The following is a 19,502-nucleotide window of genomic DNA, read 5'->3' on the forward strand; positions in this document are numbered from 1 at the left end:
TTCCACGCCGTCCAACCGGCGTGGATCGGCGACCAGCACGTCCATGCCTTTCTCCAATACGGCCCGGTTCAACGCACCCCACGAGCAGTGCAGGTCACGGGCGCATGCGAGCACGCTCTTCGATTTGAGCACGACCTCGGCAGCGGCCCACCACACCGCCGCGTCCGTCAAACGTCTGCCCTCGTCGGCTATGCGAGTCAGGTCGTCCGTCCACGAGCACGCGCACGCCACGCACTCATAGCGTCTGACCCGCACCATCAAATGCACGGCGTGCTGGCCGACGGGCGTGTGCGCGAACCGGCGCCGCCACGAGGAACGCACGCGGCCCATAGCACCGCAATCACGGCAGTATCGCACGGTCTCGTCCGCTAGCTCGCAGCCGATCAGCCACACTCCCGCCCGCGAACCTGACACCACGTGCCTCTGCGAGACGGGATTCAACCCCAACCTGTCCAAGCCAAGCAAGACCCGACCATCGAACGCGCTAGACTCAATACCAAGCCGCGCGGTTTCATTCACTTTTTCAATCACACACCGAATCAAACCGCACGGCCCTTACACGCCAAAATGCGAAGAGCCACTGAAGGTCCGGCGGGCAGACTGGCGAGCCGACGACTTGGGGTGGCCCAGACGGTACGGTGGACCAGAGACTCGGCAACACGCCCGGACCTCATGCCAACGAACACGATGATTGTGCATTGCATTGTCCGCTCCTCACAGCCGGCAGTAGCGAATCCCCGCCACAATCAAGTTATCCACATTTATCCACATATCCACAATTTAGAGTTATCCACTGGCGAGACGATGCCGTGTCTCGTACGGTCGGGATATGGTCAACAACAACGAGTCCCTGTCCTTGTCCGCCCTCTCCGAAACCAAACGGAATCGAATGCTCCTCTGCGAAGAGCTGGAAAATCGAACCAAACAGCATCTGGTGTATGCGCGGACCGCAGCGCTAGAACTGCTTGGAGTCGAACTTCCGCACATGCCCCGACGAACCCGACAGAACACTCTGATCTCCGTCATCGTGCCGAATGTCAATCAGCGCAGCCACCTGTCAGGCGTGCAGTACCTCGCGTGGACCGGCGCCATAGAAACGCAGATCATCGCAAGAAAGTTCGAATGCACGACGCCGGTCTGCACATGGGCCCATTTTTCCGCAATCCTGTCATTGGAAGAACTCATTGTGCTGGGCGACTCCATGATGCGTCGGGACAAGCGACTCAAACGGGCCAGACACGTCGATTTCCAACGCTACATAGACCAAGCTCGTCGGTTCGAAGGCATTCGAGCCTGTCGCCTGGCTCTGCGAGCGATGCGGGAAAACACCGACTCCTCAATGGAGACCCGCGTACGCATAGTATTAACGAAATACGGGTTGCCCGTACCAGAAGTCAATTACGAACTGCACATTCCCAACAGCTCACGATCCGTGTTTCTCGATATGGCATATCCGGAACTGCGCATCGCCATCGAATACGATGGCAATCATCATCGGTTCAGCAGCCAGCAGGTGCTTAAAGATGACAAACGACGAGAGGATATCGAGACCGCCGGCTGGACGTATATCAAAGTCACGTTCGTGGATCTGCAGAACGAGGCGAGCGAAGAAGCGTTGGCGCAGCGCGTAGCCGACAAGGTGCAGCAGGCACTCTGTTTTCCGGTGCCTTTGTCCCCGAGGATGAGCATGGAACAGGTCTGCGACGGGCGACGACTCCGCAAACGTCCGATATGGGAGAAAACAACGACTCGGCCGGCAACAAGGCGAGCCCGCAAAAGATGCCAGTAACGATTGCCACGCAGGAATCAAAAAACGACGTGCCACAACAAGGCCCATTTCAATCTGACCGGACAAATCTGGACGAATCGGCCGGTCAGATTAACCGGGTTAGCAGGACCCGTCCAGCCAGATTCTCCCGGACAAGTCTTGACTATAGGCATGGCCGCCACTCAACCCGACAAACAACCAAACACGGTGCGATAGGCACTTTCTACAATCTGTGAGGCAGATTCTGAGCGTTGCACCGTTCTATCTGGGATCTGTGAGGCAATGTTCGACGAACATCGGCATAATTCACTGGAGGAATCAGCCATTTTTCAACGGGGAATTGCCAAAATCGCTGCTTGCGCAAGGAACGTCTGCCTCACAGATCGCGAGTAGACCCATGCACGACAAGAAATCTGCCTCACGGATTGCAGAAAGCCCCTGCAGAAAGCCCCTGCAGAAAGCCTCTGAAGCCACTGAAGCCGAGCAATCCCGAAGCCAGAAAAGCGAAACCGGAATCCGTCACATCCGCCACGACGAACCGCATGTCATATGGAGCCATATGACAAGGGCTCCGGCTCTTCCCACGCGAATCACGCGCAAAGAGCCGGAGCCCTACGCCGATAACGACAGAACCAGCGTCACCGGAATCTTCCTTGGTTCATCAAATGTCATAGCGCCAGGACTTGTCGGTGATGACGCGGGCCATCGCCAGGCCGATCGGCAGGCAGATGATGACCATGAACGCGCGGAACGCCCAGTCGAGCGCGTTCAGCGTTTGGAAGCTGCCGAGGTACCACATGGCGCGGTACATATACATGCCCGGAACCATGATGACGATCGACGGCACGGTCAGGCAGATGCGCGGATAGCCGAGGTGCGGCGGCAGCCAGCCCTTGCGCACCGACGAGCGCCACACAGTGGCCAGGATGCCGGCCAGGAACGCGCCGATGAACGCGCCCGCCTCGGCCGGCACGCCCATGTCCACGATCTCAAGACGCAGCGTGTCGGTGATCATGCCGATCACGGCGGCCGTCAGGCACATGCGCTGCGGCGAGTTGAACATCACGGAGAAGCCCCACACGCCCAGGAACGCGAACAGCGCGCGCAGCAGCATGTTGACCCACGGGTTGAGCCCGAGCGGCTCGAAGCCCTGAGGGTTGAGGTGCACGATCGTGGCGACCATCCACCCTGCGAGCGTGGCCATGAGGATGATGCACAGCACGTAGGTCACGCGCTGTACGCCGGAAGGGAAGTCGATCTTCGCCATGTCGAGCCCGCCCGTGATGAGCGGGAATCCCGGGATGACGAACAGCATCGCGCCGATATATGCCGTGTCGTGCTGCAGCGCGACCGGGTCGAACAGGCCGATGAGTCGCAGCGTGCCGGTGCATGCGAGCGCCGCGAGCGCGACGCACACGAACGTGACGAAGAACTGGTTGAGATGCCGTTTGAACAGGAGTCGACGCAGCCAGTGGCCGAGTCCGGCGCCGACGAACGCGCCGACCATGTCGTACGGGCCGCCGCCGAGCAGGAACACGAAGGATGCGCAGGCGATCGCGGAGGCGAGGCCGGCGAAGGCGGGGGAGTAGAGCGGCTTGCGGCGTTCGATCATGTCGAGCCGCTGGTGGGCCTGCCGCACGGTGATGCCGGGGCGGCCGGTGACGCGCGTTTTGCCGACGTGGTCGAAGTGTTCGGCGTATTTGCCTTTCGGCGGTTTGTGCGCGTGCTTGCGCTGGTCTTCTTCGGTGGGGAGGAAGCCGCTGTCCGGCGCTCGGTGATGTTTGACGTGCTCTTTGACGATGCGGTCGGTGACCGGTCGTTCGCCGTTTGCCGCGGCACGGTCGACGGTCGGCGTTGCCGATGAGCCGGAAGTTTCCGCCGCGACGGAAAAGCCGGCGTTCGAGGCCGAGTCGTTTCCGCGCGCGCTGTCCGAATCGTCCGCATTGCCGAAATCGTCGACGACAGGCCGCGCGTCACCGGAGATCCGGTAATCTTCGGTCTCGTCCCCGGCGGCGTTTTCTTTGGCTGCTTCGGCGCGGGCCGCCAGCGATTGAGTCATGGCGGACTGCGACCAGTCGGTTTCGTGGACGTGCAGCTGGTGCGCGCGAGGATCGCCCGGGTCCGCGTGCTGGCTGGCGATTTCGAGCGCGTCGAGCACGGCGTCCTGCCCGGGTTTGCTGTCGCCGGCAGCTTCGCCCGAGGTCTCGGAAGTCGCATCCTTGCCGTGCTTTTCCTCTTCGCGCAGCTGTTTGGCGAGTTGTGCGGAGACCTGTGAGGCGTCTTTGCTGTCGAGGTGCTGCATGAGCCCGGAGGAGACTTCGGAGCGTGTGTGGTACATGGAATCTTCGCCGAGGTTGACGCTGAACCAGTCGGCGAAGTGTTCGAGTAGCCAGATGCGTTCGGTGTTGACGCCGGTGGATGGCAGGTCGATGACTTCGGTGATGCGGTCCTTGCCGTCGGTGCAGGCGGCTTCGATGTCGGTGAGGTTGACGTCGGCGCGTACGTGCACGCCGAGCGGGTAGGCGATGCGGTGCATCATTTCGCGTACGCGGAACGAGCCGGTGCCGGCGGATAGGTCGAGCAGGCCGACGCGCACGATAACGCTGGCTTTGGCCGCGATGCCCGCTTCGGTGATGGGTTTGTCCCAGTCTCGTTCAATGTCTTCCATGTCGAGCGGGATGGAGTGCGTGTGGAAATGCTGTACTGCCACGGCGCTGGTTTCGCCGTTCTCTCGTTCGTATTGATGCCCTTGACTCACGTTTTCAGGTTTACCGCCCGGCGTGGGCGATTGCGACGACGGCCATATTTACGTCCGCATCGTGGATAGCCGCGTCTCATATTCGCGATCAAAGATGGTTCACACCGACGATTCGGCGGAAAAACCGAACAGGAAAGCCTGTGAGATTCCCAAAACCCGAACCCTGTAACCAAAGTGTCGATAACCCGGTCATACAATAGCCCCACAACCGTTGAACCAACGGCTTTGGGTTCGCAACGACCGACTAACACAACCGCGGAGGAGCCGCGGATGGCCGGCAGACCGAACAACCGGGAGTTCAGCAAAGGAGGTCTGATGACAACTAATGATCAGCAGATCACGCCCGCCGACGCCACGATCGTGACGTCCGGTTTGGGGACCAAGGGCCCCGAAGAGCGTGATCTTCCCGAATCGCTCAAATATGATATGGACTTGTGTCTGCGCATTCTGCGTGACGTCCTGGGCGAATTCGATCCCGAACTGCTTGCCACGTTCGACACCGTGCGCAACTATGCCGTGGAGGCCAGCGCCGAGCATTTCGAAGGCGTTCTGTCCGACCCGGATCCGTCTCATGACGGACTTGCGAAGGCTGTCGAAACCATCGACAACATGCATCTGCACGACGCGCAGCTGCTCGCCCGCGCGTTCGCCACGTACTTCCATCTGGCGAACCTGAGCGAGGAGAACTACCGCGTTTCCGTGCTGCACCAGCGCGAGAACGAGGTCTCCGGCGATCAGGCCGTCGACCCGGTCAACGAGATGACGTGCGCCTATCATCAGCTCATCAACGAGATGGGCCCGGCGAAGGCGAAGGAACTGCTCGACAAGCTCGAGTTCCATCCCGTGTTCACCGCGCATCCGACCGAAGCCCGCCGCAAGGCCGTTGAAGGTAAGATCCGCCGCATCGCGGAGCTGCTGGAGGCGCACCGCACGCTGGGCGGCTCCGACCGCAAGGAGAACTGCCGTCGTCTCTACAACGAGATCGACGCCTTGTTCCGCACGTCGCCGATCGCGCTGAAGAAGCCGACCCCGGTCGAAGAGGCGGACACGATCCTCGACATTTTCGACAACACGCTGTTCCACACGATTCCGGCCGTCTACCGTCGTTTCGACGACTGGGTTCTGGGCGACAAGGCCGGCCTCGTCGAGCCGGTGTGCCCCGCGTTCTTCCATCCGGGCAGCTGGATCGGCTCCGACCGCGACGGCAACCCGAACGTCACCGCCAAGGTGAGCCGTCAGGTGGCCCGTAAGTTCTCCGATCACGTGATCACCGCCCTTGAGGAGGCGACCCGCACCGTCGGCCGCAACCTGACGATGGAATCGGAGACGACGCCGCCGAGCGCCGAGCTGAAGAACCTGTGGAATCATCAGAAGGAAATGAGCGAGCGCTTGACCGACAAGGCCGCGCTGATCTCCACGAAGGAAATGCACCGCGCGGTTATGCTGGTCATGGCCGATCGCCTGCATTACACCGTGGCCCGCGACGCCGATCTGATGTACCACACCTGCGATGATTTCATCGCCGATCTGAAGGTTGTGCAGCGTTCGCTGGCCGAGGCCGGCGCGAAGCGTTCCGCTTATGGCCCGCTGCAGGATCTGATCTGGCAGGCCGAAACGTTCGGCTTCCATATGGTCGAGATGGAGTTCCGTCAGCATTCGGTCGTGCATTCGCGCGCGCTGGAGGACATCCGCGAGCACGGTCTGCACGGCGAGCGCGGCCCGCTGCAGCCGATGACGCACGAGGTGCTCGACACGTTCCGCGCGCTCGGCTCGATCCAGAAGCGCAACGGCATCAAGGCCGCCCGTCGTTACATCATCTCGTTCACCAAGAGCGCGCAGAACGTGCGCGACGTGTACGAGCTGAACCGTCTCGCGTTCGCGCATCCGGAGGACGTGCCGACCATCGACGTGATCCCGCTGTTCGAGCAGCTCGAGGATCTTGAGAACTCGGTGGATGTGCTCGAGGAGATCGTCAAGATCCCCGAAGTGCAGGCTCGTCTGAAGGCCACCGGCGGCAAGATGGAGGTCATGCTCGGCTACTCCGATTCGTCGAAGGACGCCGGTCCGACCACTGCGACGCTGGCTCTGCATTCCGCGGAGCAGCGCATCGTCGCTTGGGCGGAGAAGCACGACATTGACCTGACCCTGTTCCATGGCCGCGGCGGCGCCGTCGGTCGTGGCGGCGGCCCGGCGAACCGTGCGGTGCTGGCCCAGCCGAAGGGTTCCGTGAACTGCCGCTTCAAGCTGACCGAGCAGGGCGAGGTCATTTTCGCCCGTTACGGCAACCCGGTGCTGGCCGTGCGCCACATCGAGTCCGTTGCGGCCGCGACGCTGCTGCAGTCCGCGCCGAGCGTGGAGAAGACGAATACCGAGATGACTGCGAAGTACGCGGACATGACGGCAAAGCTGGACGAGGCCGCGCACAACCGCTTCCTCGATCTGCTGAACACGCCTGATTTCGCGCCGTGGTTCTCGACCGTCACGCCGCTGACCGAGGTCGGCCTGCTGCCGATCGGTTCGCGTCCGGCTAAGCGTGGTCTTGGCGCGAAGTCGCTTGACGATCTGCGTACGATCCCGTGGGTGTTCTCGTGGGCGCAGGCGCGCATCAACCTGGCCGCTTGGTACGGCTTGGGCACGGCGTGTGAGCAGTTCGGCGATCTGGAGACGCTGCGTCAGGCGTACGAGGAGTGGCCGCTGTTCTCGACGTTCATCGACAACATCGAGATGTCGCTGGCCAAGACTGACGAGCGTATCGCGAAGATGTATCTTGCGCTTGGCGATGACGAGGAGCTGTCGAAGAAGGTCCTCGACGAGATGGAGCTGACCACGAAGTGGGTGCTGCGCATCGTCGGCGACCAGTGGCCGCTGCAGCACCGTCACGTGCTCGGTCAGGCGATTCGCGTGCGTTCCCCGTACGTGGATGCGCTGTCCGTCACGCAGGTGCTTGCGCTGCGTTCGCTGCGCAAGAAGGTGGATAAGGAAGAGCTCAGCCAGAGCCAGCAGGCCGGCTTCATCTACCTGATCCTCTGCACCGTTTCGGGCGTCGCCGCCGGCCTCCAGAATACGGGCTGACGTTTGCGTCGTGAATTGCAGCTGGCGCTGCAATTCACGGTTGGGAAGCCCAGTGGGCTTCCCAACACGCAAACGTAGGAGGTTTTTCGCGTTATAGCGAACGCGCACGCGAAAAACCTCCAGCACAGCAAGGCCCCCGCTCATCCAGCGGGGGCCTTTCCATATCCCGAGTTCGGCGCGGCCATCAGCCGCGCTCGAACTCCCCGGGCGGCCCAGCCGCCGCCCGCCAAACAACAGCCTCGCCGCCAGGCGAGTCCATTCCCTTCAACCCACCACCCCCATTCAGCACCACCCACCAACCAACGCTTCGCAACCAACCCTTTCGCCCCTCACCCCGCCGCAACACCCCTAAGATTCCGGTACCTGTCGATGCGCAACGGTTCCCACACCCAACATCAACCCAACCGCAATATCTACCTCAACACCCCCACCCGATACGACACAGGGGACGAATAATCCTTAACCACCGGAACCATCACCGTATCGTCCCCGAGCGCGATGGCCGGCCGTGAATATCCTGCCGCCTCGCCGAGTTTTTTCACTGACCCGTCCGCCAGGTTGAACGCGTACATGCCCGCATGCTTGTCCTGTGATCCCGCGCCCCACACGAACCAGTGCGCGTTCATCGAGCCGACCACCGTGGGCGTGGCCATGTGCAGCCATGCGATCGGCTTGCCGAAGTCGTCGCCCCATATGCCGATGTACGTGTCGGGATTGCCGTGTTCCGCGCCGTCCGTGTTCGTCACGGCCATCGCGCGATAATTGCCGTACGCCCACAGTCCGGCGATACTCCAGTCGTCATCGTCGCCGCAGTCGTTACGCTCGTTGCGATCGCGCCGCGCAACGCCCGACGACGAGCCGCATTCCACCCCTACGGAGAATCGCACGATCGACTTCGTTTTACCGCCAACATCCGTGTATGAGACGACGTCGCGATAGCGGTCGTCGTCGTCCGGGTCGGTGCTCGCGTACAGCACGCCGTTGCCGATCGCAGCGGGGTACGATCCGTTGCCGATGACCCGCGGCTTGCCGCTGCCGTCGAGATTCATCGCGATGATACGCGCCTCCCAGTCGTCGTCGGAGCCGAGTTCGGGCACGTTCGTTGCGAAATATGCGTGCGCGTCGTTGAACGTGGGCACGATTTCCTCGCTCAGTGAGCGCGTGTCTTCGCGCCCGTTGAGATCCTTTGCAGTGGCGAGTGCGATTGTCTTGCCGCTTGCCTTATCCCACGTTTGCACTCGCCAGTTGTCGTAGCCGGTTTGCGCGGATCCGTTGACCGTGGAGGAGCGCCATACGACGCGGTCCGTGGTTCCGGTGCCGTCCTGCGGCTCGTAAAAGCCGCGCTGTCCGGTTTGCGGGGTTTCCAGCGCGGTGACGGCGTTCGCGTCGCCTTGTGTCTGCCCGATGAATGCGGCCGCGTATGAGCTGACGTCGTCGGGGGTGTCCGTCGCCGAGCCAAATACGGTGCCTTGGTCGATCGGGAACGACCCAATGAGCCGATAGTCGCCGCCGAACTGCCATTCGGACGTCGGCGTCGCGTCCGTGGCGCTCTGTTCCGGGTCGACGATGGTTGTCGGCACGCTGATGTTGCTGACTGCGAACGGTAGCTGCGATGCGGCGGAACCGCCGCCTGATCCGCTTGTGGAACCGTTCGCATTGTTGCCGCCAGCCGATCCCGGCTGGTTCGTCCCATTCACTGACGACGAGTCGCCGCGCGCGCCGCCGGCCGACCGAGCGAGATGCATGCCGACGCCGATCCCGACCGAGATCACCAGCACTACCGCCGCAACGGCCGCGATCACGATCGTCGCGGTACGGCGGCCACCGCCGTACCCTGCATGCAAGCCGGAATCTGGACCGGCATCAAAACCGGAATTATCGCCGTCAGCGTTGCCCATTCCCTGCACCATGTCCGCCCCTTCGTCTCACACACGAGTCCGTTCTCACTACGTTCCATTGTAGAAAAACCGAAACGGACATGCAGGGCCCAGCGGGTCGCGCATCTTACCGTCGTGCAGCGCGACGAACGCACCGGAGACCGCAGCGCGATCATCATGCAGAGATCGCGTTTCACGTGAAACACGGCGCGTGCAACGCCGCATACAGTCGGGACAATCAGGCCCGAACCGTCATGCGCAGCCAAGGCAATACCCGGAAACAACGCCGGAAAGAGACCTAACGGCCGCTATCCTAGCAGCGGCGAAGCAACCCATGCGCGCCCGAAGGAGATTCAGCATGATCAACGTACTGTGCTTCGGCGATTCCAACACGAACGGATCAAATCCGGCAGGCGGCCGCCATCCACGCGACGTGCGCTGGCCGGGCCGACTGCAGCGCCTGCTCGGCGACGACTGGTACATCATCGAGGAAGGGCTCGGCGGGCGCACCACCGTGTTCGACAATCCGGTCGAGCCTCATCGCAGCGGCATCGAGGCGCTGCCGGGCGCGCTCATCACGCACCGACCGCTCGACTACGTCATCCTCAGCCTCGGCACCAACGACATGAAGGCCATGTTCCACGCTGACGAGCGCGTGATCGCGGCCGGACTCGACATGCTCGTGCACGAGGTCAAGATCACCGACAATCGCGGTGCTCCGACGCCGCGCATCGTGGTCGTCTCGCCGATATATCTGCGCCCGGACATTTCAGGCAGCGGCTTCATCGGCTTCGAGGAAAGCGCGGTCGAACTGTCGCACAAACTGGCGAGGGAGTACCGTCGCGTGGCCGAGCAGCAGGGCTGCCTGTTCCTCGACGCCGCACAGATCACCGAGGCGAGCGATCTCGACAAGCTGCACATGGACGGCGACAATCACGCCAAGTTCGCCGACGCGATGGCCGCGCTGCTGCGCGACGACTGGGTGGCGCGGCACTGACCACGCATCTCGTGCGGCGTAGAGCCACGACAGCCACAATCATCGTCAACAAGTAGGGACAGAGGTAAGTCACGTGATGGAAAGCCACCGCAAACGATCATCGCCGCGATGTGAACAATATCACGCAATGCACCAGACATGGACGCGCGTCGCACCATAGGAACGTCGGTATAGTGCTGATTGTCGGCGTCGACAGGAGACAGCAACTCCGATGAAACGCACAGTAAGGATGTTCGGTCAGGGGAGAGCGGCCCGCGCGAGATGATCGCGACAAGGCACAGCGAACCACTTTCCGAACAGGTCCGGCGACGTGCGTACGGCGGAAGTCTCTTGCGGCACCGGCAGATATGACACCAATATCGCCAGCCACGAAAGGACCCATCCCGCATGGCACGTCTCGCCGCGAATCGTTGGACCAGCGCCATCCTCCCAGCATTGCTGATTCATATCCCGATCGGCACCGTCTACTGTTGGAGCGTGTTCAAGCAGCTGATCGCAGACCAGCTCAACGCCAGCCCGTCTTCGGTGGAGTGGGCGTTCTCGCTCGCCATTTTCTTCCTCGGCATGTCCGCCGCGTTCGCCGGGCCGATGGTGGAGAAGAACATCAAGCGGTCCGCGCTCGTGTCGATGATCTGTTTCGTGGTCGGTTTCGCCGGCACGGGTGTGAGCATCGCGCTGCACTGCCTACCGGGCGTGTTCGTCTGCTACGGCGCGATCATGGGCGTCGGGCTGGGCGTCGGCTACCTGACGCCGGTCAAAAACCTCATGCTGTGGTTCGCAGACAATAAGGGCCTCGCAACCGGCATCGCGGTGGCCGGATTCGGCTTGGCCAAGGCCATCGCCAGCCCGGTCATGGAATGGCTGATCGGCACGATCGGACTGGTTGCCATGTTTTACGTGCTCGCCGCGGTGTATGCGGTGATGATGCTCGTCGGATTCCTGCTCATCCGCCGCCCGGCCGGTTGGGTGTATGATCCGGCGACCTCGCACGTCAGCCGCCGCACGATCCTGCGCAAGCCCGTGTTCTGGGGCATCTGGATCGCGTTCTATCTCAACATCACCTGCGGTCTCGCGCTCATCAGCCAGGAGAAGGACATCCTGCACGACGTCCTGCAGTCGTTCCCGCAGTACACGGGACTGAACCAGAGCGAACTGGCCACTGCGATCGCAGGCGTCATCGGTCTTGTGCTCGCCGTCGACGCCGTGTTCAATGCGGCCGGCCGCATCGGCTTCTCCACGATCTCCGACCATCTCAAGCGCCGCGAAAGCGTCTACCAGATCATCTTCGTCATGTCGATCGCCGTGTGCCTGCTGCAGGTGGTGCTCAACAGTATCGACAATGCGCTGCTGTGGGCGGTGCTGGCCATGCTGTTCCTCGTCAACGCGGGCTACGGCGGCGGATTCTCCACGCTGCCGGTGCTGCTCGACCAGCATTTCGGTACCAAGACCGTGTCGACCACACACGGCCTGACGCTCAGCGCGTGGGCGTTCGCGGGCCTGAGCGGCAATCAGCTAGCGTCGTTCGTGGTCACGCACGCACCCGATCAGGCGCACCGATATGCGGCGCTTATCCCCGTCATCACGGCGCTGTATGCGGTAGCACTGGCGAGCGTGACCTTGGTGAAGCAGGCGGGGCGGCAGCGCTGAGCCCGCTGCCAGTTCCCGGGATTGGTCGCCGATATCCCGGGAACCAGCAAACGCACATTATGCAACAACCGCACAAACGCGATCGGCGGAATGACGCGGTTTGCGCTTAAAAACAGAACATGGCTGGTTCCCGGGATTTCGGATGAAAAATCCCGGGAACCAGCCACCCCTGAAGAGCCCCAGCCAACCGCCCAATCAGGCACCATCAGCCACAATCAGGCCGGTCGGCTACCCTATGCCCCAATGAGGCTGAGCATCTGCGGCACGCTCTTCTTGCCAAACTCGACCTTCTGCTCACCGCCCTGATTGATGACGATGCACGGAACGCTCATTGCCCCATACTGGTCCTTGAGCTCGGGGAAATGCGAGATGTCGTACGCCTCCGCCCGCACGCCGGGGTTGAGCGAGGCGATGCGCTGCGAGGCGAGCACCGTCTCCGGGCACATCGTGCAGGTCAGCGACACCAGAATCATGATGTCGGTCGGGCTTGCCGCCGTCGCACGCTCGCGCAGATCGTCGTCCAACGGCTGGCCCGGGCCGGCCGCGTTGTATAGGCCGAGCACGAACGAGTTGAACTCGTGACCGCTCGGCACGCCGTGGAACGCAAGTCCGGTGAAGGTCAGGCGGTCGTCGTCTCCCTCGACGCACAGACGCACGCACGGACGCGCGCCCGGCAACCGACCTGCGGGATCAAACTCGGCGCGACCGGAATCGTCGAGCGTGCCGTACACCGGCAATACAGCAACGCCGTCGTCGCCGGCAACAGCATCCCCATCTCCAGCATCGGGCACGGAACCATCTGCGTCGTCCGGCAGGACGATTTCCGCCGGCTCGCCGACGACCAGCGACGTCGGCGCGCTCTCGCCGTCGACGGCCGCAACCAAACCGGCCGCGTCGATCGCCACCGAGTTCAGCTTGCCGCCGGACAGCGCGACTATTTCGCCGATGAATCCCTGCAATTCCGCGGACAGCGGAGTGTCGTCCAGTTCCAGCGCGAGCGTGACCGGCCGGGTCATGCGGCCGAACACGACGCCGAGCTGCTGTTTGATCGCGGCAGAGAACAGTTCGCCCGGCTGCTTTGCAGTCTGCGCGGCGGCCGCGGCGGCATCCGCACTGCGCTTGACCGGCGCGGGGGCGGGCGTCGTGCCAGCGTTTGCAGCGACGCTTGCGTTTGCAGCAGCGCTCGCCTCGGCCTGCTCATACGCGCTCGTGGTCGGACGCGGCGGCACGAGTCCGGTCTTCTCGCTCATCGACTTGGCGTACCGCTCGAGTTCGACGGCCGCGATCGCGCCGTCAGCGGTCGCGGTGACGACCTGACGCAGGTTCTTGACGCGCAGATCGCCGGCCGCGTACACGCCCGGCACCGACGTTTCGAGATAGCCGCGCGTGACCACGTAGCCGTGATCGTCGAGCTCGACAATGCCGCGCACGAGATCGGTCGCGGGCACGTATCCGGCGAACACGAACACGCCGAACGTGCCGTCGTCGGCCGGCTTCCACATTGCAGTCTCGCCGGTGGACACGTTGCGGATCGTCGCCTCGCGCAGGCCGCCCTGACCGGCGGTCACGCCGTCGAGCACCGTGTTGTAGCGCACTTCGATCTTCGGATTGTTCTTCGCTTCCGCCGCGACGGACGCGTCGCACGTGAAGTCCGGCTCGCGCACGAGCACGGTGACTTTGGACGCGTATTTGGTGAGGAACACGGATTCCTCGGCCGCCGCGAACCCGCCGCCGATGACGAGGACCTCGCGACCGGTGAAGAACTCGCCGTCGCAGGTGGCGCAGTAGGCCACACCGCGGCCCGCATACTCGGCCTCGCCTTCGAAACCGAGCTTGCGCGGGGATGCGCCTGTGGCGAGCACGATGCCGAACGTGCGCAGGTCGCCGCGCGAGGTGTGCACGGTTTTGATGTCGCCGTTCACGTCGAGTCCGGTGGCTTCCGCAGAGAGGAACTCTGCGCCGAAATCGCGCGCCTGCTGGCGCATGGTCTGGGTGAGCGCGCGGCCGGTGGTGCGGCCGACGCCCGGGTAGTTCACGACTTCGTTGGTGATGGTGATCTGCCCGCCGAAATCGTCCTTCTCGAGCACGAGCACACGGTAGCGGGCGCGCGCGAGGTACAGGCCCGCGGTGAGTCCCGCCGGTCCGCCGCCGATCACCACCACGTCGTAGAGATTGCTGGTATCAGTCATACGAAAAACTCCTTCACATATAACTTGGCCCCCTCGGCTGAGGGGGCTGTCAGCGATAGCTGACTGGGGGAGCGTCACACTCATCGCGTTCCGTAGTTACGAAGGCCATACCGCGTACGCTCCCTCAGTCACGACCTATCGGCCGCGACAGCTCCCTCCACCGAGGGAGCCGAGATACATAACGATCAGAGCAGGCCGACCAGATCGAGGCTCGGCTCGATGGTGTCCTCGCCCGGCTGCCACTTGGCGGGGCAGACCTGATCGCCGTGCTCGTACACGAACTGCGACGCCTGCACGCGGCGCAGCAGCTCGTCCGCGTTGCGGCCGACGTTGGAGGAAATGACCTCGTACGCCACGACCTTGCCTTCCGGGTTCACAATGAAGTCGCCGCGCTCGGCCATACCATCCGCCTCGTTGTAAGTGTCGAGGTCGCGCGCGAGCAGCGCGGTCGGGTCCGCGAGCATCGGGTACTGGATCTTCGCGATCTTCTCGTTCGCGTCGTGCCACGCCTTGTGCACGAAGTGCGTGTCGCAGGAGACGGAGTAGATCTCGCAGCCAATCTTCTTGAAGTCCTCGTACTTGGCGGCGAGGTCCTCAAGTTCGGTCGGGCACACGAACGTGAAGTCGGCCGGGTAGAAGAAGAACACGGACCAGTGGCCGAGCACGTCCGCCTTGGTCACCTCGTGGAATTCGTTGTTCTGGAACGCCTGAACCTTGAAATCGGTGAGTTCGTGCTGCAGAAGAGTCATCATTGTTCCTTTCTGAAATCGGTGACGACAAACCAATTTTATCCTATCCCGAATCGCGTTCGCCGCGCAGGGCGAACATGCCGCAAGCGGTATGAGGATAATCACAGCAGCGCGCGGGCTCCGCGCGGGCTCCGCGCGTCTCCACTGAACAACAGGCGCAGGGAATCATCTCAGAAAACTACGCAAGCAACTGCCGAAAGCCGCACACCAAAACCACCGTCGGCCGGCCAGTGCGCCGGAAACCCCCGAGCTCGTTCCCGCACTGCACGCTAAGATGGGACCCGAATCAACCTTTGGAGGTACACATATGGCTGAAGAGTCGACGGCGAACGCAACGTGGAGTCGCATGCTGGCCGGTAATCGTCGTTTTGCCGAGGGCAAGCCGGAGCATCCGTGGCAGGACAAGACCACGCGCGAGTCGCTGATCGACCGGCAGAATCCGGACGCGGCTGTGCTGTCGTGCTCGGATTCGCGCGTGCCGCCGGAAATCATCTTCGACGCCGGACTGGGCGACCTGTTCACCGTGCGCACGGCCGGGCAGATCATCGACGACGCCGTGCTTGCCTCGCTGGAATATGCCGTGAGCAAACTGCACGTCAGTCTGCTCGTCGTGCTCGGCCACGAGGGCTGCGGCGCGATCGACATGGCCGCGCGCGAACTCGACGACATGATCGTGGCGACGACCGACGACGCGGCCGGTTCGCTCGAGGCCGCGGACGGCATCGACAGCCTGGACGAGCGCATCGCCGAGGCCGAGTCGATCATGCTGCGCACGGTCGGCATGTCCGTGTGGCAGGCGAGGCAGGCCGAACTGGACGCGCATGAGGACTTCGAGCGCGTGCATATCGCGCACACGATCGAGGAGCTGGTCACGCGTTCCGAAGTGATTCAGGACGCGCTCGCGCACGAGCGGCTCATGATCGTGGGCGCCCGTTACCAGCTCACCACCGGCAAGGTCGAGGTGCTCAGCTTCTGATCTCGCGATCAGCCGTGTCATTTCGAGCGAGGCGCAGCCGAGTCGAGAAATCGTTCAGAACCACTGCGCGGCAAAGATTTCTCCGCTCACTGCGTTCAGTCGAAATGACACGTATCATCACTGCGCCATCGACCACCATCACCAACCAACATCACCAGCCAACATCATCAGGCGCCATCATTCTGATTGACGTGCCGCTCCCCTAGAGTGGAGTGCATGTCACTTGGTATGAACATCCTGCTGATTTTCGTCTTCCTGCTGCTCGGCTCCGTGTTCTCCGGTACCGAGCTCGCGCTGGTTTCGTTGCGCGGTTCGCAGATCGATCAGATGGAACAGGAGGATGCCCGCGGCGCTCGCGTGGCGAAGATCGCCCGCGACCCGAACACGTTCCTGTCCACCGTGCAGATCGGCGTCACGCTGTCCGGCTTCCTGTCGGCATCGTTCGGCGAATCGTCGATTTCCCCGTACATTGTGCCCGTCATCGAAGGCTGGGGCGTGCCCGCGCACATCGCCGCGCCGCTGACCACCATCAGCCTCACGCTCATCATCTCGTACTGCTCGATCGTGATTTCGGAAATGGTCCCGAAGCGCATCGCCATGCAGCGCACCGAGCAGATCGCGCGCGCCGTCGTGCCCGCGATCGATATTTTTGCAACCGTATGCCGTCCGATCATCTGGCTGATCGGCAAGAACACTAACGGCATCGTCCGTCTGCTCGGCTTCGACCCGAACGAGACGGAAAGCGAGGTCTCAGACGACGAGCTGCGCGTGCTGGTCAACACGAACACGTCGCTGAGCAAGGACGAGCGCACGATTCTCGACGATGTGTTCGACGCGTCCGAGACGATCGTGGCCGAGGTCATGCGCCCGCGCGCGGACGTTGTGTTCCTTGACGGCTCGCAGTCGATCGCCGACGCGGCTGCGTACGTTCGCGAAATGCCGTACTCGCGTTATCCGGTCACCGGCAAGGATTTCGACGACGTGATCGGATTCGTGCACGTGCGCGACCTGCTCGACGTGCGCGATCCGAACGCGAAGACGGTCGCCGACGTGACGCGCGAGGGGATTTCGCTGCCGGGCACGTCGAAGCTGCTGCCGAGCCTGTCGCTGCTGCGCAAGCGCGGCATCCACCTGGCCGTGGTGATCGACGAATACGGCGGCACGGACGGCATCGTCACGCTCGAGGACATGACCGAGGAGCTCGTTGGCGATATTCGAGACGAATACGATCTGCCGGATGAGGACAATGCGTCGCGCAACGGCAAAACCGTGTTCAACGAGGGCCGTGCGACCGTGGACGGCGGCATGACGATCGAGGACTTCGACGACCTGACCGGCATCGAACTGGAAGACGGCCCGTACGAGACTGTGGCCGGATACTTCCTCGCGCACACCGGCAAGATGGGCGAGGTCGGCGACGTGCTGCACTCCGACGACGGCTACGACATGGTGATCACCAAGGTCGACGGACGGCGCATCGAAACGATCGAAGTGCGCAAGGCGGGCGCGCCGGATCATGCGCCGGAAGCGGCCAACGCGTAGCACCATCACGGCTGTAATACTGCGGATATCGCCGCGGATATGATGCCCGTTCCCCAGTCGGGGAGCGGGCATCATTGGTTACGAGGACGGCCGGCAGCCGCGTCCCGCGACTTGGACAGCGGTCATGGCAGTATGGGACATGCCACTGTGGGTTACGACACTGCCCAGCCGCGCGTGGCGGCGGACGGCGGCCCGTACAGTGGACATACCCGGCTCCCAGAAGGAGCCACAACCGAAAGGAGCAAGTCATGACGCTTGCATTCGTTGTTCCCGGACTCGACGAGGCCACTTCCGAAAAGGCCATCGCCATCCTGCAGAACCGTCTCAGCCAGGAGCAGGAGGCGGCGCTAGTGCTCAAGCACGCGCACTGGAACGTGACCGGCCCGAACTTCATCGCCGTGCACGAGATGCTCGACCCGGAGGTCGAATCCGTGCTGGCTCAGGCCGACGAGACGGCCGAGCGCATCGCCACGCTGGGCGGCACGCCCGACGGCCGTGCGGACGCGATCGTGCGCAACCGCACGTGGAAGCCGTTCGACGTGGAGGGCCGCGCCGGCACTACCGCGTATCTCGAGGCGCTCATCGAGTACTACGACGCGTTTATCGCCGAAGATCGCCGCGCCGTGGCCGAGCTCGACGAGCTCGACTTCGTCAGCTCCAACATCATCCAGGACCACGTCCAGCAGCTTGAGAAATTCCAGTGGTTCATGCGCTCGCATCTTGCGTAAGTGAATAACCCCGCTGTCATTCCGCAATAACGGCCGCAACCGAGTCCCGATCCAGATAATCGGGCGTGGTTGTGGCCGTTTTCCGTCTCACAAACGACCTGAACCGGCTTCTCGCATTGTGGTGTGCGGGGACGGTGTTTGCAGTACTTGCGTGACATTGAGGAGAGTGGATCGGCGGTGCTGAGGGTATTGTCACGCGGATCGACCCCATAGCGTGACATTGCTGAGAGTAGGTTGGGGGCACTGGGGACAATGTCACGCGAATCAGCCTTATAGCGTGACATTGTGGCTGGTAGGCCGACCGAACTGGGGTCAATGTCACGTTACGCTTTCACCGCACAGTGGCATGCGGAATCAGGAATCAGCTACGGCCGCCGCATCACCGGCCGCTGGTTCAATTCCCGCCGCAACTGCCGCCAATTCGGCTGGTACTGGTCCATCCGCCGTTGGAATTCGGGCCCATGGCCGTGCGTGTTCCACAAATGGGTCATCTCGTGCACGAGCACGGATTCCAAAAACTTGGGGTCCAACAGCCCTAGCTGCAGATTCAGTCGTATCCGCCCGGTTTTCGGCGTGCACGAGCCCCACCGCGAACTCATGATCCGCAGCGTGACGTGCGACGGAGCACGGCCGATGATCGGCGTCCACTTCTCCAGCAGTCCGGGTAACGCCGCGCGGATCGTCGCTTCGGCCCGCCGCGCGAGATCGTCGGTCCAGACCATGCCGTTCTCGCCCGCGGATCGCTGCCATTCGCATATCTCGGCCAGCCGATTCTGCGTCCGTACGATCCAGTCGCGGCGTTCCCGCACAAAATCGACGATCCGGCGCTCGCTCATGCGCGTCGGCGCGGAAATCTCAATCGAACCGTCGGTCGGCCGCACGCGCAGGTACATGTTCTTGATCGGCTTGCGCGTGACCGTCACCGGCAGGCCGTCAACGGTTACGGTCGTCGTGGTGCGGGATGTCTGCGACGTGCGGGAGGCGGCTGATTGGCGAAAAGGCATACGATCATTCTCGCGCGCCCGCAGACAGTCTGTCGCCGACCGATTCTTGGCCTTCCGACCAACTGTCGCCACAAAAACGACACGCCGAACAATCGTTGCAATTCCAACGAAAATAGAGCGTTCAGACATGTCCTTTTGACAAACCGAAGAATGCTGGTAATCTAGTCGATTGTGCGCTTTTGAAAAGCACACGGA

Annotated in this window: 12 protein-coding genes and 1 pseudogene; 7 read left to right on the top strand and 6 right to left on the bottom strand. The window is 62.6% G+C overall.

The genetic code is table 11. From position 1 onward, the window contains the following. Positions 1–414 (bottom strand): annotated as a pseudogene (locus tag BBIA_RS14270) (transposase family protein); the annotation flags it as partial. Between the two features lie 415 nt (positions 415–829). Here BBIA_RS14270 and BBIA_RS08275 point away from each other — a divergent pair. Continuing rightward, positions 830–1,789: a hypothetical protein gene (locus tag BBIA_RS08275; protein WP_152600601.1), complete on the top strand. Its 960-nt coding sequence runs from the start codon at positions 830–832 to the stop codon at positions 1,787–1,789. A 640-nt stretch (positions 1,790–2,429) separates the two neighbouring features. Here the strand turns inward: BBIA_RS08275 and BBIA_RS08280 are convergent. Then, positions 2,430–4,436 carry a threonine/serine exporter family protein gene (locus BBIA_RS08280; protein ID WP_152600606.1) on the bottom strand — a complete coding sequence of 669 codons (2,007 nt, stop codon included), beginning with the start codon at positions 4,434–4,436 and terminating at the stop codon, positions 2,430–2,432. A gap of 405 nt (positions 4,437–4,841) precedes the next feature. Here BBIA_RS08280 and BBIA_RS08285 point away from each other — a divergent pair, with 405 nt between their 5' ends. After that, entirely contained in the window at positions 4,842–7,598 is a 2,757-nt protein-coding gene (locus tag BBIA_RS08285; protein WP_033494943.1) for a phosphoenolpyruvate carboxylase, read from the top strand. Positions 7,599–8,011: 413 nt separating this feature from the next. Here BBIA_RS08285 and BBIA_RS08290 read toward each other — a convergent pair whose 3' ends face one another. Then, positions 8,012–9,508, bottom strand: a complete 1,497-nt coding sequence (locus BBIA_RS08290; protein ID WP_033494946.1) for a hypothetical protein — start codon at positions 9,506–9,508, stop codon at positions 8,012–8,014. A 325-nt stretch (positions 9,509–9,833) separates the two neighbouring features. Here BBIA_RS08290 and BBIA_RS08295 point away from each other — a divergent pair, with 325 nt between their 5' ends. Beyond that, positions 9,834–10,472 carry an SGNH/GDSL hydrolase family protein gene (locus BBIA_RS08295; RefSeq protein WP_033494948.1) on the top strand — a complete coding sequence of 213 codons (639 nt, stop codon included), beginning with the start codon at positions 9,834–9,836 and terminating at the stop codon, positions 10,470–10,472. Positions 10,473–10,859: 387 nt separating this feature from the next. Continuing rightward, a complete protein-coding gene (locus BBIA_RS08300; protein ID WP_033494950.1) occupies positions 10,860–12,119 on the top strand; it encodes an OFA family MFS transporter in 1,260 nt (419 codons plus the stop codon). Positions 12,120–12,352: 233 nt separating this feature from the next. On the opposite strand, the gene BBIA_RS08305 is transcribed toward BBIA_RS08300, so the two are convergent. Beyond that, the gene (locus tag BBIA_RS08305; protein ID WP_033494952.1) at positions 12,353–14,308 is read right to left on the bottom strand and encodes an FAD-dependent oxidoreductase; all 1,956 of its coding nucleotides are present in this window, start codon (positions 14,306–14,308) and stop codon (positions 12,353–12,355) included. A gap of 185 nt (positions 14,309–14,493) precedes the next feature. Then, the gene (gene ahpC / locus BBIA_RS08310; RefSeq protein WP_033494954.1) at positions 14,494–15,057 is read right to left on the bottom strand and encodes an alkyl hydroperoxide reductase subunit C; all 564 of its coding nucleotides are present in this window, start codon (positions 15,055–15,057) and stop codon (positions 14,494–14,496) included. 307 nt (positions 15,058–15,364) lie between these two features. Here ahpC and BBIA_RS08315 point away from each other — a divergent pair, with 307 nt between their 5' ends. The 3 genes from BBIA_RS08315 to BBIA_RS08325 all read left to right on the top strand — a co-directional run bounded on the left by BBIA_RS08315 (position 15,365) and on the right by BBIA_RS08325 (position 18,303). Then, the gene (locus tag BBIA_RS08315; RefSeq protein ID WP_033494956.1) at positions 15,365–16,033 is read left to right on the top strand and encodes a carbonic anhydrase; all 669 of its coding nucleotides are present in this window, start codon (positions 15,365–15,367) and stop codon (positions 16,031–16,033) included. A 216-nt stretch (positions 16,034–16,249) separates the two neighbouring features. Further along, on the top strand, positions 16,250–17,575 hold the full coding sequence (locus BBIA_RS08320; protein ID WP_033494958.1) for a hemolysin family protein: 1,326 nt from the start codon (positions 16,250–16,252) through the stop codon (positions 17,573–17,575). A gap of 248 nt (positions 17,576–17,823) precedes the next feature. Then, positions 17,824–18,303: a Dps family protein gene (locus tag BBIA_RS08325; RefSeq protein ID WP_033494960.1), complete on the top strand. Its 480-nt coding sequence runs from the start codon at positions 17,824–17,826 to the stop codon at positions 18,301–18,303. A gap of 365 nt (positions 18,304–18,668) precedes the next feature. Here the strand turns inward: BBIA_RS08325 and BBIA_RS08330 are convergent, their stop codons facing one another. Continuing rightward, positions 18,669–19,307 (bottom strand): M48 family metallopeptidase, encoded by a 639-nt coding sequence (locus tag BBIA_RS08330; protein WP_033494962.1) that lies wholly within the window; start codon positions 19,305–19,307, stop codon positions 18,669–18,671. Positions 19,308–19,502 lie beyond the last annotated feature (195 nt).

Source organism: Bifidobacterium biavatii DSM 23969, assembly GCF_000741165.1.
In the GTDB taxonomy this organism is placed as follows: domain Bacteria; phylum Actinomycetota; class Actinomycetes; order Actinomycetales; family Bifidobacteriaceae; genus Bifidobacterium; species Bifidobacterium biavatii.

Coding starts and splice junctions, on each gene's coding strand:
- BBIA_RS08305 (WP_033494952.1), bottom strand. CDS start 14,308: ATGACTGATACCAGCAATCTCTACGACGTGGTGGTGATCGGCGGCGGA.
- BBIA_RS08280 (WP_152600606.1), bottom strand. CDS start 4,436: ATGGAAGACATTGAACGAGACTGGGACAAACCCATCACCGAAGCGGGC.
- BBIA_RS08315 (WP_033494956.1), top strand. CDS start 15,365: ATGGCTGAAGAGTCGACGGCGAACGCAACGTGGAGTCGCATGCTGGCC.
- BBIA_RS08275 (WP_152600601.1), top strand. CDS start 830: ATGGTCAACAACAACGAGTCCCTGTCCTTGTCCGCCCTCTCCGAAACC.
- BBIA_RS08325 (WP_033494960.1), top strand. CDS start 17,824: ATGACGCTTGCATTCGTTGTTCCCGGACTCGACGAGGCCACTTCCGAA.
- BBIA_RS08300 (WP_033494950.1), top strand. CDS start 10,860: ATGGCACGTCTCGCCGCGAATCGTTGGACCAGCGCCATCCTCCCAGCA.
- BBIA_RS08320 (WP_033494958.1), top strand. CDS start 16,250: ATGTCACTTGGTATGAACATCCTGCTGATTTTCGTCTTCCTGCTGCTC.
- BBIA_RS08330 (WP_033494962.1), bottom strand. CDS start 19,307: ATGCCTTTTCGCCAATCAGCCGCCTCCCGCACGTCGCAGACATCCCGC.
- BBIA_RS08295 (WP_033494948.1), top strand. CDS start 9,834: ATGATCAACGTACTGTGCTTCGGCGATTCCAACACGAACGGATCAAAT.
- ahpC (WP_033494954.1), bottom strand. CDS start 15,057: ATGACTCTTCTGCAGCACGAACTCACCGATTTCAAGGTTCAGGCGTTC.
- BBIA_RS08285 (WP_033494943.1), top strand. CDS start 4,842: ATGACAACTAATGATCAGCAGATCACGCCCGCCGACGCCACGATCGTG.
- BBIA_RS08290 (WP_033494946.1), bottom strand. CDS start 9,508: ATGGTGCAGGGAATGGGCAACGCTGACGGCGATAATTCCGGTTTTGAT.